This is a genomic window from Streptomyces sp. NPDC031479 (genome assembly GCF_055581065.1).
Genome location: NZ_JBVIKC010000009.1, coordinates 101888 through 116951, shown reverse-complemented (window position 1 = coordinate 116951; position 15064 = coordinate 101888). Strand labels below are relative to the sequence as shown.

The 15064-nt window shown below is 70.8% G+C and carries 13 protein-coding genes; 4 read left to right on the top strand and 9 right to left on the bottom strand.

From position 1 onward, the window contains the following. Window positions 1-47: 47 nt before the first annotated feature. Both ACZ5D2_RS13120 and ACZ5D2_RS13115 read right to left on the bottom strand, forming a co-directional pair. Window positions 48-1223, bottom strand: a complete 1176-nt coding sequence (locus ACZ5D2_RS13120) for a helix-turn-helix domain-containing protein (RefSeq protein ID WP_100660955.1) — start codon at window positions 1221-1223, stop codon at window positions 48-50. A 376-nt stretch (window positions 1224-1599) separates the two neighbouring features. Continuing rightward, the gene (locus ACZ5D2_RS13115) at window positions 1600-1920 is read right to left on the bottom strand and encodes a hypothetical protein (RefSeq protein ID WP_371678438.1); all 321 of its coding nucleotides are present in this window, start codon (window positions 1918-1920) and stop codon (window positions 1600-1602) included. Window positions 1921-2406: 486 nt separating this feature from the next. Here ACZ5D2_RS13115 and ACZ5D2_RS13110 point away from each other — a divergent pair, with 486 nt between their 5' ends. Next, a complete protein-coding gene (locus ACZ5D2_RS13110; RefSeq protein WP_371678439.1) occupies window positions 2407-2937 on the top strand; it encodes a universal stress protein in 531 nt (176 codons plus the stop codon). A 99-nt stretch (window positions 2938-3036) separates the two neighbouring features. Beyond that, a complete protein-coding gene (locus ACZ5D2_RS13105) occupies window positions 3037-3606 on the top strand; it encodes a GPR1/FUN34/YaaH family transporter (RefSeq protein WP_371678440.1) in 570 nt (189 codons plus the stop codon). Window positions 3607-3691: 85 nt separating this feature from the next. Here the strand turns inward: ACZ5D2_RS13105 and glmS are convergent, their stop codons facing one another. The 3 genes from glmS to ACZ5D2_RS13090 all read right to left on the bottom strand — a co-directional run bounded on the left by glmS (window position 3692) and on the right by ACZ5D2_RS13090 (window position 6834). Further along, window positions 3692-5509, bottom strand: coding sequence for a glutamine--fructose-6-phosphate transaminase (isomerizing) (gene glmS, locus ACZ5D2_RS13100; RefSeq protein ID WP_371678441.1), 1818 nt, complete (start codon window positions 5507-5509; stop codon window positions 3692-3694). 55 nt (window positions 5510-5564) lie between these two features. Continuing rightward, window positions 5565-5840 (bottom strand): hypothetical protein, encoded by a 276-nt coding sequence (locus tag ACZ5D2_RS13095; RefSeq protein ID WP_030008735.1) that lies wholly within the window; start codon window positions 5838-5840, stop codon window positions 5565-5567. 106 nt (window positions 5841-5946) lie between these two features. Next, window positions 5947-6834, bottom strand: coding sequence for a DUF4429 domain-containing protein (locus ACZ5D2_RS13090; RefSeq protein ID WP_371678442.1), 888 nt, complete (start codon window positions 6832-6834; stop codon window positions 5947-5949). A 52-nt stretch (window positions 6835-6886) separates the two neighbouring features. Here ACZ5D2_RS13090 and ACZ5D2_RS13085 point away from each other — a divergent pair, with 52 nt between their 5' ends. Together ACZ5D2_RS13085 and ACZ5D2_RS13080 are read left to right on the top strand one after the other, a co-directional pair. Beyond that, a complete protein-coding gene (locus tag ACZ5D2_RS13085; protein ID WP_371678443.1) occupies window positions 6887-8464 on the top strand; it encodes a beta-N-acetylhexosaminidase in 1578 nt (525 codons plus the stop codon). A gap of 90 nt (window positions 8465-8554) precedes the next feature. Then, complete coding sequence (locus tag ACZ5D2_RS13080) at window positions 8555-9586, top strand: toxin glutamine deamidase domain-containing protein (RefSeq protein ID WP_371678444.1); 1032 nt, start codon at window positions 8555-8557, stop codon at window positions 9584-9586. Between the two features lie 259 nt (window positions 9587-9845). Here the strand turns inward: ACZ5D2_RS13080 and ACZ5D2_RS13075 are convergent, their stop codons facing one another. From ACZ5D2_RS13075 to ACZ5D2_RS13060, 4 genes are read right to left on the bottom strand one after another with little or no spacing between them, the layout of a single operon-like run. Further along, a complete protein-coding gene (locus ACZ5D2_RS13075; RefSeq protein ID WP_468928991.1) occupies window positions 9846-11627 on the bottom strand; it encodes an IucA/IucC family protein in 1782 nt (593 codons plus the stop codon). Next, complete coding sequence (locus tag ACZ5D2_RS13070) at window positions 11624-12202, bottom strand: GNAT family N-acetyltransferase (protein WP_468928990.1); 579 nt, start codon at window positions 12200-12202, stop codon at window positions 11624-11626. The genes ACZ5D2_RS13075 and ACZ5D2_RS13070 overlap by 4 nt, the downstream gene beginning before the upstream one ends. Continuing rightward, complete coding sequence (locus ACZ5D2_RS13065; RefSeq protein ID WP_371678447.1) at window positions 12199-13500, bottom strand: lysine N(6)-hydroxylase/L-ornithine N(5)-oxygenase family protein; 1302 nt, start codon at window positions 13498-13500, stop codon at window positions 12199-12201. The genes ACZ5D2_RS13070 and ACZ5D2_RS13065 overlap by 4 nt, the downstream gene beginning before the upstream one ends. Beyond that, the gene (locus ACZ5D2_RS13060) at window positions 13484-14977 is read right to left on the bottom strand and encodes a pyridoxal phosphate-dependent decarboxylase family protein (RefSeq protein WP_371678448.1); all 1494 of its coding nucleotides are present in this window, start codon (window positions 14975-14977) and stop codon (window positions 13484-13486) included. The genes ACZ5D2_RS13065 and ACZ5D2_RS13060 overlap by 17 nt, the downstream gene beginning before the upstream one ends. Window positions 14978-15064 lie beyond the last annotated feature (87 nt).

The window sequence follows — 15064 nt, the reverse complement described above, 5'->3', positions numbered from 1 at the left end:
CTCGGCCGATGTGGGGGACCTTCGTCAGGCGATGCCGGGAGTGGCCGCTACGCGTGCTCGCGCAGGACCCGTCCCGGGGAGTACAGCTCCGTCACGCTCGGACCGGAGGCGGCCAGGGCCGCCGCCGCCCGCTGGGGCTGCGGCGTGCGCTGGTGCGGCAGCGGACCGCCCGAGAGCTCGGACACCGGGGACACGTCGGCCTGCGGCCGGCGCGCACGGTAGGCGGAGCGGTAGGCGGCCGGGGAGGATCCCAGCTGCCGGCGGAAGTGCCCGCGCAGCGCGACGGGGGAACGGAACCCGCAGCGTCCGGCGACCTCGTCGACCGAGTAGTCGGAGGTCTCCAGCAGCCGCTGTGCCTGGAGCACCCGCTGGGTGATCAGCCACTGGAGCGGAGCGCTGCCGGTGAGCGAGCGGAACCGCCGGTCGAAGGTGCGCCTGCTCATGTAGGCGCGGGCGGCCAGCGTCTCCACGTCGAACTGCTCGTGGAGGTGTTCCAGGGCCCAGGCGACGACCTCGGCGAGCGGGTCGGCGCCGATCTCCTCGGGCAGCGACCGGTCGAGGTAGCGCTCCTGGCCTCCCGTGCGGCGCGGCGGGACGACGAGCCGGCGGGCCAGTGCCCCGGCCGCCTCGCTGCCGTGGTCCGTGCGCACGATGTGCAGGCACAGGTCGATTCCGGCCGCGGTGCCCGCGGACGTCAGCACGTCGCCGTCGTCGACGAACAGCTCGCGCGGGTCGACGTGGACGGACGGGTAGCGCTTGGCCAGCGTCGGCGCGTACATCCAGTGCGTCGTCGCGGGCCGGCCGTCCAGCAGCCCGGCGGCGGCGAGCACGAACGCTCCCGTGCACAGGCCGACGATCCGGGCCCCCTCCTCGTGCGCCAGACGCAGGGCGTCCAGGGCCTCCGGCGGCGGCGGTGAAGTGATGGAGCGCCAGGCCGGAACGACGACCGTGCCTGCCCGGGCGATCGCCTCCAACCCGTACGGCGCGGTCAGTTCGAGTCCGCCGGTGGTCCGCAGCGGACCGTCCTCCCCGGCGCACACGAGCAGTCGATAGCGTGGAACTCCCGCGTCCTGCCGGTCGATGCCGAACACGGAAAGTGGAATGGAACTCTCGAAGATCGGCCCGCCGCTGAACAGCAGCACGGCGACGATCTCCCTGCGGCGACGCCCCGCGAGCTTCCGGCCCGCGTCGGCGACGACTGCGGCGGTGGAATCCTGGCTCATGGCGCTAAGCCCCCCTTGGGTGTCGCGACTCCTTGGTCTGGTCGCACCTGCACGTTTCCCCTCGGCCTTGCACGTGGATCCCCCGCCGTAAATACATGATCGAATCTACTGCGTCCCGTGGTGTCGGCGTGACAAGTTCAGCACGGAGCGCTATGTCGACTTGGCAACTTGGCGAAAAGCATTCGATCAGGAAGCGTTCCACTCCGCTACCCGGGTGGGAAGCTCGCTGTCCGGCCATGGCCAGTACCCGTAGGGCCTCAGCGCCCCCCGAGGCTTGTAGTCGCTGGTGGTAGGGGGGTTGGGGGGACATTCCGGCAAGGGGGGCACACGGTCGGGAAGTTGGCTGAAAACAAGCGGGTGTGTACGTGCGAACCGGTCAGTCGTGAGGGGAGAGGGCGCCGGAACCGTGGCAACCGCGGTGCGAACCGGCCCCGCTGCGGGAGTGCCGGCCCCGGTGGCCCAGCGGAAGCGGATCCTCCGAACGCACCCGCGCGGCGGCCCGTTCCGTCTTCTCCGAGTGCCTCAGCAGCACCCGGCAGGCGGCGGTGACGGCGGCCAGCCCCAGCGTCGCCACGGCGGCCCCGCCGTAGGAGGTGCCGTAGACGACCAGCACGACGGGAACGAGGAGGCAGCTGAAGGCGGCCCAGCGCACCACGTCACCCGCCGGGTCGTCAGGGGCGCGCCCGGCGGACCGCACGGACGGGTGAAGAACGGAGGGCGCGTGAGGCCCGGCTGCGGAGTGGGGGGACGGGAGGGACTGCGTCGGCGGAGCGGGCTGGACGGGCTGGACGGGGTGAACCGGATGGCCGGGCACGGCGTACTCCCTGCGGGCTCTTCCTGGACGGTCGGACGTCTGTCCAACGCCCCGGTGCGCGGCTCGGTCACTGCGCGCACGGGTGGCGCGCGGGCCTCTCGTCACTGGCTGTAGGGGACAGTCGCCATTGCCAAGGCGCCGTCGCTCCGGCATGCTCCCTGGGACGCTCTCCAAGGGCGGCATGCCCTGTGCAGGACAGGAGTGTCGCCGTACCCTGGTGGGTAAGGGCTTGGGAAGATGCTTCCCGGACAGAGCTCCGTCACCCTGCGTCGTCAAAAACCCGCGTCGTCAAAAACCTGCGTCGTCACACACCTGCGTCGTCGAAATCGCCCCTGTCGCTTCCCCCGAGGACTCTTCACCGAGACACCCATGGCCGGTCACGAATTCTCCGAACCCGCGGACCGCAAGCGCAAACCCCTCGCCGATTCCGTATCGAGCGACCTGCGCGCGGTGGAACAGACCCGACTCCCCTGCGACCCGGCCTTCCGGCACGGCGTGGTGGTGGGCTTCGACGGCTCCATGTCCAGTGAGCGAGCCCTCGCGTACGCGATCGGAATGGCCCGGCGCTCGGGCTCCGGTCTGATCATCGTGCACGTGGCCAACCGCCTCCCCACCACCGTGTGGGCGGGCTGCGAGCCACCCGTCTTCGTGGACGTGCCGGACCACCGCACCGAGGTGCTGGGGCTGGAGCTGGCCTGCGCCGACTACCTGTCCGAGGTGCCGTGGATCCTGGTCGAGCGCGGCGGGGACATCTGCCACGAGCTGGAGGAGGTCGGCCGGGAGTACTCGGCCGACGCCATCGTGGTCGGCTCCACGCACGGGATCGTCGGCCGGATCTTCGGCTCGGTGGCGGGCCGGCTGGCCAAGCGGGCGCAGCGACCCGTCGTTGTCATTCCGTAACCCTCTGTACGTCGGTTGTGCGGTTGTGAACCCCCTTGTAAAGGGTAGATAAATGCTGCTGGGACGCAGCAAACAACTGCAGATCGAAGGGAGCCCGCCGTGGACAACGGTGTCTCTGCGGGAAGCACGGCCTCGACTTCGACCCTGGGGAACATCGCCCTGGGGCTCACCCTTCTCGCGTTCGGTATCGGCCACACGGGCGTCGTCAGCGGCGTGACCGTGGCCGACTCCGTGTCGCTCGCCATGTACGTCGGCGGTCTCGCCCTGTTCGTCCTCGGACTCCTCGAATTCCGGGGCGGCAACGGCTTCAACGGCACGGCGTTCGCGGGCCTCGGCGCCTTCTGGTTCACCTGGGCCGGCGGCGCCGACGGAAAGGTTTCGCCGCACGCGGCCGGCCTGTTCCTCGCCCTGTTCGCCCTGCTCGCGCTGACGCTCACCGTGAGCGCGGCGAGCGGACTGTTCGGCCAGGGCGTCTACGCCCTGCTCACCCTCTCCCTGGTGCTCCTCGCGATAGGCGCCTTCGCCGGCGGCGACGGGCTCGGCAAGGCGGCGGGCTGGGTGGCGGCGCTCTCCGGGCTGCTGGCCTGGTACGGGGCCACCGCCGCGCTGGCGCACTGGCCGACGGCGCTCGGCAAGGCCTCCGGCAGCGGCGCGGTCGCCGCAGGCTGAGCGGCCTGGCACCGTACGCGCGAGCGGCCCCCGGGGGATGTCCCCCGGGGGCCGCTTCGTGCGTGCCGTGGTGGTGGCGGTCCGACTACTCGACGGTGACCGACTTCGCCAGGTTGCGCGGCTTGTCGATGTCCCGGCCCAGGGCCAGGGCGGTGTGGTACGCCAGCAGCTGGAGCGGGATGCCCATCAGGATCGGGTCCAGCTCGTCCTCGTTCTTGGGCACGAGGATGGTGTGGTCGGCCTTCTCCTGCTCGCGGTGGGCGACCGCGAGGATGCGGCCGCTGCGGGCCTTGATCTCCTCCAGCGCCGCGCGGTTCTTCTCCAGCAGGTCGTCGTCGGGGACGATCGCGACCGTCGGCATGGCGGGCTCGATGAGGGCGAGCGGGCCGTGCTTGAGCTCGGAGGCCGGGTAGGCCTCGGCGTGGATGTAGGAGATCTCCTTCAGCTTGAGGGAGGCCTCCAGGGCCACCGGGTAGCCGCGCACCCGGCCGATGAACATCATCGACTTGGCCTCGGCGTACTCGGCCGCCAGCTTCTTGATGTCCTCTTCGCCTTCGAGGATCTCCTGGATCTGCGCGGGCAGCTTGCGCAGGCCCTCGATGATCCGCTTGCCGTCGGTGACCGACAGGTCCCGGATCCGGCCCAGGTGCACGGCGAGCAGCGCGAAGGCCGTGACCGTGTTGGTGAAGCACTTGGTGGAGACGACGCAGACCTCCGGGCCGGCGTGCACGTACACGCCGCCGTCGGCCTCGCGGGCGATGGCGGAACCGACCACGTTGACCACGCCGAGGACGCGGGCGCCCTTGCGCTTGAGCTCCTGCACGGCCGCGAGCACGTCGTACGTCTCACCGGACTGGGAGACGGCGATGTAGAGGGTGTCGGGGTCCACGACCGGGTTGCGGTAGCGGAACTCGGAGGCCGGCTCGGCGTCGGCGGGGATCCGGGCCATGCTCTCGATCAGCCCGGCGCCGATCAGGCCCGCGTGGTAGGAGGTGCCGCAGCCCAGGATCTTGACCCGGCGGATGCCGCGGGCCTCGCGCGGGTCGAGGTTCAGGCCGCCCAGGTGCACGGTGTTGAAGCGGTCGTCGATCCGGCCGCGCAGCACGCGGTCGACCGCGTCGGGCTGCTCGGAGATCTCCTTGTGCATGTACGTGTCGTGGCCGCCCATGTCGTAGGACGCGGCCTCCCACTCCACGGTCTCCGGGGTGGAGGTGGTCTTCGTACCGCTGGTGGTGTAGGTGCGGAAGTCGTCGGCCTTGAGGGTGGCCATCTCGCCGTCGTTGAGGGTCACGACCTGGCGGGTGTGGGCGATCAGCGCGGCGACGTCGGAGGCGACGAGCATCTCCTTCTCGCCGATGCCGAGGATGACGGGCGAGCCGTTGCGGGCGACGACGATGCGGTCGGCGAAGTCGGCGTGCATCACGGCGATGCCGTAGGTGCCCTCGATGACCTTGAGCGCCTCGCGGACCTTCTCCTCCAGGCTGTCGGCCTGCGAGCGGGCGATCAGGTGGGTGATCACCTCGGTGTCGGTGTCGGAGACGAAGACGACACCGTCCGCCACCAGCTTCGCGCGCAGCTCGTCGGCGTTGTCGACGATGCCGTTGTGGACGACGGCGACTTTGTTCTCGGGGTCCAGGTGCGGGTGCGAGTTGATGTCGCTCGGGGCGCCGTGGGTGGCCCAGCGGGTGTGGGCGATGCCGGTGGTGCCGGCGAACCGCTTGGGAACGCGGGACTCCAGCTCGCGGACCCGGCCCTTGGCCTTGACCATCTTCAGCGCCGCGGCCTTCGGGCTGTTGACGACGATGCCCGCCGAGTCGTAGCCCCGGTACTCCAGCCGCTGGAGACCCTCCAGCAGCAGCGGTGCCACGTCGCGCTTGCCGATGTAACCCACGATTCCGCACATACGGTCTTGCCCCTCCTGTAGTTCGGTGTCCGTGCCCTGCGCCGTCCCGGTCGTCTCAGCCGTAGACGATGCGGCGCAGCTGCCGGAGCGAGAGCTCCGGGGGCGCCACGGCGCGGTGCGGCAGTTCGGCGGCGATCCGTTCGAAGATCTCCGCGTTGACCGCGCCGCCCGACTGGAGCTCGCGGTGACGACGACGGACGAACTCCTCGGTCGTCTCGTCGAAGTACGCGAGCACGTCGAGCACCACCCGGGCGGCCTCTCCGCGCTGCAGCGCGGTGCTGCGCACCAGGTGGTCGACGAGGTCGTCATGGGACGGGCGGCGGTCGAGCACCTGTAGATATTGACGGTCCACGGGCTGGAACGCAAAGATCCTGCCCGAAATCGGGCAGGATCCTGCTGGTCTGGACCAGGGAATGGGTAATTCCGGTCCGGGTCGGTCAGAAACGACCCAAAATGGCGGCCTTCGCGGCGCTGAACTCCTCGGCGGTCAGGATGCCCGTCCGGTGCAGCTCGCCCAGCTCGCGCAGGCGTCGCAGCAGGGTGTCGTGGTCCACCGGCTCGCCCGCCAGGGCCGCGCGCGCCTCGGGCAGCGGCAGCGCCTCGGGCGCGGGGGCCGGCGCGGGCGCCGCCGGGTGCGGGATCCGCACCGCCACGGCCGCCGCGACCAGCGCCATCAGGGGGTCCTTCTTGAAACCGAAGAGCTCCAGGGTGTGCGGGTCGTACTTGGGCGCGGCCGCCGCCGTGGCGCCCTTCAGGGTGAACCGCAGCCAGCCGTGCTCCAGCCCCCTGGACGGCGTCCACTCCACCGACCGCACGTCGCCGACGCGGAACTCCCGCGGTCCGCCGGAACGCTTCGCCTCCTCCGTCGTCCAGTTCCAGTCCAGCAGCACCCGGTCGCCGTCGAAGGCCGCCGACCCGTCACCCGCGCCGACCGAGATCGGAACGGCGGGCCCCGGCAGCAGGTAGGCGTCCGAGGGGCCGGGATCGACCTGGTCCAGCAGCAGGGCGTTGCGCAGCTCGTCGACGAAGTACTCCGCGACCCCGGTCCGGTCCGGCTCCACCGTCAGGAGATAGGGGTCGGAGGGCTCCGGCAGCCGCCCTCCCGTCACCTGCAGCAGCGGGTCCGCCCCGTCCCGCAGCCGAAGCCGCAGCCGGCCCGCCTTGCGGCCCGGCTCGTGACTGACCCCCGCGACGGCCCGCAGCGGTACGACCACTTCGCCGAGGTGCTGCCGGAGCAGCCCCACCCCCTTGTCGCGGCCCGGCACGATGCGCACCGCGTCCCCGTCGAAGGTCCAAGTGCCGTCCTTCTGGATGATTTCCGCCATGCGGTGATTCTCCCATCGGCAATCCAGGGCCGGTTGGCCTATACCTGGGCGCATGAGAGTCCTGCGACGCGCGCTCGGCACCCTCCTCGCCCTCGGGGCGGTCGTCTCCTGCACCGCGGCCCACGGTGACGACGCCAAGGCCACCCGCCGCCCCGCCGCCCTCGCCCCCTACGAACGGCTCCTGCCCGCGCCCGCCTCCGCGCGGGCCGAAGGCGCCCCGTACGTCTTCGGGGCCGGCACGGTGATCCGTACGGGTGTGGCGGCGCCGGAGGAGGTCCGGCGGGTCGGCGAGCTCCTCGCGGAGCAGCTGCGCGGCCCCGGCGGGCTGCCGCTGCCGGTGGTCGACGGCGAGGACGGGGACGGGGTCCGGCTGCGGCTCGACACCGGGGACGCGGAACTCGGCGCGGAGGGCTACCGGCTGCGCACCACCGCCGCCGGGATCACCCTGACCGCCCGCACCCCGGCCGGGCTCTTCCACGCGGGGCAGACGCTGCGCCAGCTGGTGCCGGTCCGGGGGGCGGGCGGGGTTCCCGGCGGGACGGTGGTGGACGTCCCGCGGTTCGCGTACCGGGGGGCGATGGTGGACGTGGCCCGTCACCACTTCCCGGTGGAGCAGGTGAAGCGGTACGTCGACCAGCTCGCCCAGTACAAGATCAACACCCTGCACCTGCACCTCACGGACGACCAGGGCTGGCGGATCGCGATCGACTCCTGGCCCCGGCTCGCGGAGTACGGGGGCGCGAGCGAGGTCGGCGGCGGGCCCGGCGGCCACTGGACCAAGGAGGAGTACCGGGACCTGGTGGCGTACGCGGCGGAGCGGTACGTGGACGTGGTCCCGGAGGTCGACATGCCCGGCCACGTGAACGCCGCGCTCGCCTCCTACCCGGAGCTGACCTGCGACGGGAAGGCCCCGGAGCGCTACACCGGGATCAAGGTCGGCTTCAGCTCGCTGTGCGTGGGCAAGGAGCGGACCTACGAGTTCATCGACCAGGTCCTCGGCGAGCTCGCGGAGCTGACCCCCGGCCGCTACCTGCACATCGGCGGCGACGAGGCCCGCGCCACCCCGGCGGCGGACTACGCGGCCTTCATGGACCGGGCCCAGCAGGTGGTGGCCCGCCACGGCAAGACGGTGGTGGCCTGGCACCAGCTCGCCTCGGCCCGCCCGGCGCCGGGCGCGGTGCTCCAGTACTGGGGCCACGACAAGACGGCCGCCGCCGAGAAGGCGGCGGTCGTGGCGGCGGGGAAGTCCGGCCACCCGGTGATCCTCTCCCCGGCCGACCACGCCTACCTGGACATGAAGTACGACACGGCGACGAAGCCGGGCCTCGCCTGGGCCGGCTACGTCCCGGTGCGGCGCTCCTACTCCTGGAACCCGGGCTCCTACCTCCCGGGCCTCCCGGAGTCCGCCGTCCTCGGGGTCGAGGCCCCGCTGTGGACGGAGACCGTCGCGACCCGCTCCGACTGGGAACTGCTGGCCTTCCCGCGCGTCCTGGGCCTGGCGGAACTGGGCTGGTCCCCGGCGAGCGCCCTCGACTGGCCGGCGTACCGCGAACGCCTGGCCGCCCAGGCCCCCCGCCTGGAAGCCCAGGACATCACGTACTACCGGGCCCCGGAGGTCCCCTGGGAGTAGCCGGATCGGGCCCGCCGGCGTCCGTGCGACGATCTGACGACGGACGGCAAGAGGTCCGGTTCCTGGTGGGGCCGGACGGGGAGGGGCGGCATGAGCGGCGACGGAGCGGATCTCGGCGTCCCGGAGGCGGCGCCGGTGCGGAGGGCTGAGGGCGTCACGCTCGACGAGGCCGTCGAGGCGGCGAGGCCCTGTCTCGCCCGGGCCTTCGCCCATGAGCCGTGGACGATCGTCCTCCAGCCGGAGCTCAGCGAGGAACTCGACCTGGCCTGGGTCATCCGCTTCGACACGCAGGAGAGCATCGACGCCGCAGACCACTGGATCGGTCCGCTCACCAAGGGGGTTCTCGTCCCGAAGGACGGCGGCGCGGTGCGGTTCCCTCCGTCGCACCTGCCGATGGAGGAGTTCCTGGCCTATGTGCGCCACGGCGGCTGGGAGTCGGCCTCGCTGGCGAGGACCCGTAGCGCCACGCCGTGGCAGCGGGCCCTGGAATGGCTCCTCACCACCTACCAGGGGCGCGTCGAGCTGGCCGGGATCGAGCCGGTCGCCGAGGACGCCGGGACGTGGCTGTTCGCCTGCCGGACCATCGAGCGGCCGGGGTACCCGCGCACGCCCATGCTGACCGCCTCCGTGGTGGTGCCCAAGGACCTGGGACGGCCCTTTCACCCGGCTTCCGACGACCCTTGGACCGATGCCGGGGAGTACACCCGGACCGAGCAGGAACGGGACCCCCAGGTCCAGGCGCGGCGGTTGAACTCGCGCGGATGTGTCGTGACCGTGGCCGCCGCCATCGCCGGGGCGCCGTCGACGCCCCTGCCGTGGCAGCCCGCGCACGAGGCGCCGGGGTGGTGGGAGCTGCTGCTCGAGCGGTACTTCCCGGCCGCCGTGCAGATCCGCTGCGGGAGCTGGGACGAGGTGATCCGGCGGGCCGGGGAGACCGGGCCGGACACCCAGGGCGTCGTGTGGGTGCGCCGGGTGATCCGCGGCGCCGAGGTCAGCGGACACCTGCTGTACGTGCACAACAACAACGGCAGCGTCGTGTTCCTGGACGGCATGACCGGTGGCCTGGCGCGGCTGGACACCGTCGGTGTGCTGGAGCTGGTGTTCGCGCGACTGCGGCCGTAGCCCGGAAGAGCGGCGGGAACCGGGCCGGGCGGCGGAGTCGGGGCGGGCGGGCGACAATGAATGCGCGTTCCTGCGCCCACGGCGACTCGCGCCCGGCGCACGGAGACGTCCGCGCCGAACGTGGCCTGGGTGGTGGGCACGCAGCCCTGGCACGACCCGGTGCGGTGCGGGCCGGGGGTGTTCCCGACCCCGTAGAACTCGTAGAAGGCCCGGCACTCCCCGAAGGGACCGTATTTCGGGGAGTGCCGGGCCGGGGCCGTCAGCGCCGGGCGAAGGGCGCGACGGGGTTCTTGAGGGTGCCGATCAGCTGCAGGGCCGCCGACGGGTCGGCGAGGTCGACCATCTGCTTGTTGTTGCGCAGCTGGAGGCGGTTGAGGCAGGACAGCTGGAACTCGGGCGCGAAGAGGTCGTAGCGCTCGAAGCGGATTGCGAGGGCCGGGACCGAGTCCTGGTAGGCGTGGGCGCAGTCGGCCACGGCCTTCCAGAAGGTGTCCTCCTCGCAGATGCCCTCGGTGGCCAGGATCGGGCCGAGGAAGCGGAAGAAGCAGTCGAAGACGTCCGTGAAGACCGACAGCAGCTTCATGTCCTCCGGGATGTCCGCCCGGACCCGCTCGACCGCGGGCGGCAGGACCGCGTCCGGGTCCATGACCACGATCTCCTCGGCGATGTCCTTGAAGATCGCCCGCTTCACCACGCCGCCCTCGATGACGAGGATCGTGTTCTCGCCGTGCGGCATGTAGGCGAGGTCGTACTGGTAGAAGCAGTGGAGGAGGGGGACGAGGTAGGCCCGGAGGTAGGAGGCCAGCCACTCGGCCGGGGTGAGGCCCGACTCCTCGATCAGGGCGCCGACGAAGGACTTGCCGTCCGCGTCCACGTGCAGGAGGGAGGCCATCGTCGCCAGGCGCTCCTCGCCCCGGACGAAGTTCACCGGGGACTCGCGCCACAGCGCGGCGAGCATCTTGCGGTACGGGGAGTACCGGTCCGTCGCGCGCTCGTACTGGCGGTGGTGGTAGCCGATCGCCGCGCGCTCGCGGATGATCGAGAAGTCGACGGACCGCAGGACCTCGTCGTTCTCGATCAGCTGGTGCAGCCAGTCGTTGATGGCCGGGGTGGCCTCCATGTACGCCGCCGAAAGGCCACGCATGAAGCCCATGTTGAGGACCGAGATGGCGGTCTTCACGTAGTGCTTCGTGGGGGTGGTGGTGTTGAAGAAGGTGCGGATCGACTGCTGCGCGAGGTAGGCGTCGGAGCCCTCGCCCAGCAGGACCAGGCGGCGGTTGGCGATCTCGGCGGCGAAGGTGACCGTGGTCTTGTTCCACCACTGCCAGGGGTGGACGGGCAGCAGGTGGTAGTCCGCGAGGTCCAGGCCGAGGGAGGCCATTTTCGCCGCGAAGAGCGTGAGGGCGTCCTCGCCGAGCTCCTCGCGGACGAAGGCGTCGTGGTCCAGGCCCGCGCCCGCCGTGAAGGTGGAGACGTCCCTGCGGGCGGCGACCCACACCAGGTGGACCGGGCTCGCGGTCTCCGGGGCGTACGAGAGGTACTCGTGCACGCCGAAGCCGAGGCGGCCGTTGTTGGCGACGAAGCAGGGGTGGCCCTCGGTCATGCCGGTCTCGATGTCCTGGAAGGAGGACTTCGCGAGGACGGCGGAGGAGACCTGCGGCTTCGTGTACTTGTAGCCCGAGCCCGCCAGGGTGGAGGAGATCTCCTCCAGGTAGACGGGCAGGACCTCCGCGCTCAGGCCCAGGGTCCGGCGGAGCTCGATGTGGAAGTCGAGGGCGTCCAGGTCGGCCGGCCCGCCGTCGCGGTGGCGGGTGATGGAGGCCTCGTCCACCGACCAGTGGTCCAGCGCGTGGAGGGTCGCGGCGAAGCGGTACTCGACGGTGGCGTCGTCGCTGAGGACCGAGTACAGGCCCGAGTCCAGCAGCTTCGGGGTCAGCAGGCGCTCGTGCGAGAACTCGGCGAGCGCCTTGCGGACCAGGGCGCGGTTCGCGCGGGCCCACAGCTCCGGGGAGAGGTGGGAGATGGCGTCGGACAGGCTCATATCGACTCCTGCTGGGTGGCCTCGAACTGCTCGCGGGTGCAGAAGCTGAGCAGGGCGGTCTTCTCCGGCTTGACGACCTCGCGCTCGGGGACGAAACCGACCGCCTCGTTGAGGGCGTGGACGGCCTTGTTGCGGACGTCGGGCTCGACGACGACGCGGAGGTTCGCCGGGTCGGCGAAGAGCGAGGCCATCACCGTGGTGATCACGGCGCGGGTGAAGCCGCTGACCGGGGTGTCGGTCGGGGCGACCAGGAAGTGCATGCCGACGTCGCCGGGCTCGGGGTCGTACAGGCCGACCAGCTCCAGGCGCGCCGGGTCGTAGCTCTCCATGAGGAAGGCGGGCCGGCCCTCGTGCAGGCCGATGAAGGCCTGGTGGTGCTCGTGCGTGGTGATGCGCACGTACTCGCGCTCCACCTCGGTGAGCGTGGCGTCCTGCATCATCCAGAACGCGGCCTTCGGGTCGGTGACCCAGACGTGCAGCAGTTCCGCGTCGGCGAACGGGTCCAGGGGACGGATCGCGAAGGTCCCGAGGACGGCGTCGGTGCGGGTGAAGAGGATCTCGGCGGTGGTGCTCATGCGTGTGTGCCTTCCGGGGCCGCGAACTGCTGGAACGCGATGGACTTCTCGACCTTGTAGTACTCGCGGCCGAGCAGCTCACCGACGATGTACGCGTTGCGGTACGCGGCCATGCCCAGGTCGGGCGAGGTGATGGAGTGGTTGTGGGTCGTGCCGTTCTGGAGGTAGACGCCCCGGCCGGTCGTGTCCACGCTGTAGTTGCGGCCCGCGTCGAGGCGGCCGCGGCCGTCGAAGTTCAGGCGGTCGCGGACCGGGTCCAGGAATCCGGGGACGACGTACTCGTAGCCGGTGGCGAGCACCAGGCCCTCGGTGGCGAGGGAGAAGTCCCGCTCCTGCTCCTCCTGGCGCAGCCCCAGGGTGTAGGTGCCCGTGGTGGTGTCGTACGCCGTGCCGTTCAGGGAGGTGTTGGTCAGCAGGGTGGTCGGGACGGGGCCCGGCATGCTGATCTTCTTCTGGTAGAGCAGGTCGAAGATCTCGTTGATCAGGTCGCCGTCGATGCCCTTGAAGAGGTTCTTCTGCTGGGTCTCCAGGCGGTAGCGGGTGTCCTCCGGGAGGGCGTGGAAGTAGTCCACGTATTCTGGGGAGGTCATCTCCAGCGTCAGCTTGGTGTATTCGAGGGGGAAGAAGCGGGGGGAGCGGGTGACCCAGTTCAGCTGGTAGCCGTACGAGTCGATCTCGGCGAGGAGGTCGAGGTAGATCTCGGCCGCGCTCTGGCCGGAGCCGATCAGGGTGATCGACTTCTTCTTCTGCAGCTCCGCCTTGTTCTGCATGTAGGCCGAGTTGTGCAGGAAGTCGCCGCCGAGGTCCCCGCAGGCCCGCGGGACGTGGGGCGAGGTGCCGGTGCCCAGGACCAGGCGGCGGGCGAGGTGGGTCTCGCCCTTGTCCGTGTGGACCTCGTAGAGGCCGGCGGCCCCGTCGTAGGTGACCTCGGTGACCGTGGTGGAGTACAGGACGTTGTCGAGCCGGTCGGCGGCCCAGCGGCAGTAGTCGTTGTACTCGGCGCGCAGCGGGTAGAAGTTCTCCCGGATGTAGAAGGAGTACAGCCGGTCCTTGTCCTTCAGGTAGTTCAGGAAGGAGAAGGGCGAGGTCGGGTCGGCGAGGGTGACCAGGTCCGACATGAACGGCGTCTGCAGGTGCGCACCGTCGAGGAACATGCCGGCGTGCCACTCGAAGTGCGGCTTCGACTCGATGAAGAGGCCGTCGAGCTCGTCGATCGGCGCGGTCAGGCAGGCGAGTCCCAGGTTGAAGGGACCGAGGCCGATGCCGATGAAGTCGTGGGGCTTAACGGTGGACGGCAAGGGATTCTCCCAGGAACTGCTCGGCGTGTGCGGCGAGGAGGTCGAGGACGGCCGCGATGTCGGACGTCGTGGTCTGCGGGTTGAGGAGGGTGAACTTCAGGTACTGGCGGCCGTCCACCCTGGTGCCGGCCACGACGGCCTCGCCGGAGGCGAACAGGGCCTTGCGGGCGTGCAGCTGGGCCTCGTCGAGGAGGTCCGCCCGGTACTCGCCGCCGGCGGGGACGTAGCGGAAGACCAGGGTGGAGATCTGCGGGCGGACGACGACCTCGAAGCGCGGGTCGGCCTCGATGACCTCGTAGCCGGCGGCGGCCAGGTCGATGACCTCGTCGAAGAGCGAGCCGAGGCCGTCGGCGCCCATGACGCGCAGGGTCATCCAGAGCTTGAGGGCGTCGAAACGGCGCGTGGTCTGGATCGACTTGTCGACCTGGTTCGGGATCCGCTCCTCGGCCATCCGGCGCGGGTTGAGGTAGTCCGCGTGGTACGTGGCGTGCTTGAGGGTGTCGCGGTCGCGGACCAGCATCGCGCTGGAACTCACCGGCTGGAAGAAGGACTTGTGGTAGTCGACCGTGACCGAGTCGGCGTGCCCGATGCCGTCGAGGAGGTGCCGGCGGGTGGGGGAGACCAGCAGTCCGCAGCCGTAGGCGGCGTCCACGTGCATCCACGCGGAGTGCTCGGAGGTCAGGCGGGCGATCTCGGGGAGCGGGTCGATGGACCCGAAGTCGGTGGTGCCGGCGGTGGCGACGACGGCCATCGGGAAGAGGCCCTCGGCGGCGCAGTTCTCCAGCTCCAGGGCGAGCACCGAGGTGTCCATGCGGCGGTTGCGGTCGACCGGGACGGAGATGACCGCCTCGTAGCCGAGGCCGAGCATGGCGGCCGACTTCTGGACGCTGAAGTGGCTGGCCTCGGAGGTGAAGATGCGCAGCTTCGGCAGCAGTTCGGCCTTGGCGAGCTCGACGCCCCGGTCCAGGGCGCGCTTCATGACGATGCGGCAGGCCTCGTCGCGGGCCAGGAGCAGCGCGTGGAAGTTCGACTGGCTGCCGCCGGAGGTGAAGATGCCGTCGGCGCCCTCGCCGAGGCCGATGCGGCGGGCGGTCCAGTCGATCAGGCGGCGCTCGATGAGCGTGCCGCCGATGGACTGGTCCCAGGTGTCGAGCGAGGAGTTGACGGCCGAGAGGACCGCTTCGCCGACCACCGCGGGGATGACCACCGGGCAGTTGAGGTGGCCCAGGTAGCGGGGGTGGTGGAAGTAGACCGCGTCACGGAGGTAGACGCCTTCGAGCTCGTCGAGCGCGGCCGCGGTGTCGGCCAGCGGGGTGTCGAGGTCGATCGAGGCGATGACCGGGGCGAGCTCGTCGACGGACACGCCGGTGTGGGGTTGTTCCGTGGTCGCGAGTTTGGCGGCGACGCGGTCGACGCCCTCGGTGACGGAGCGCCGGTAGAGGTCCGCGGTCGTCTCGTTCAGCAGATGCGAGCGCATCAACTTTCCTCCGGGCAGGGGGAGAAGCGGGTGGGGTGTAATGATTAGGTTAGCCTAACCTAATCATTCGGCCAAATAGGGAAGGGC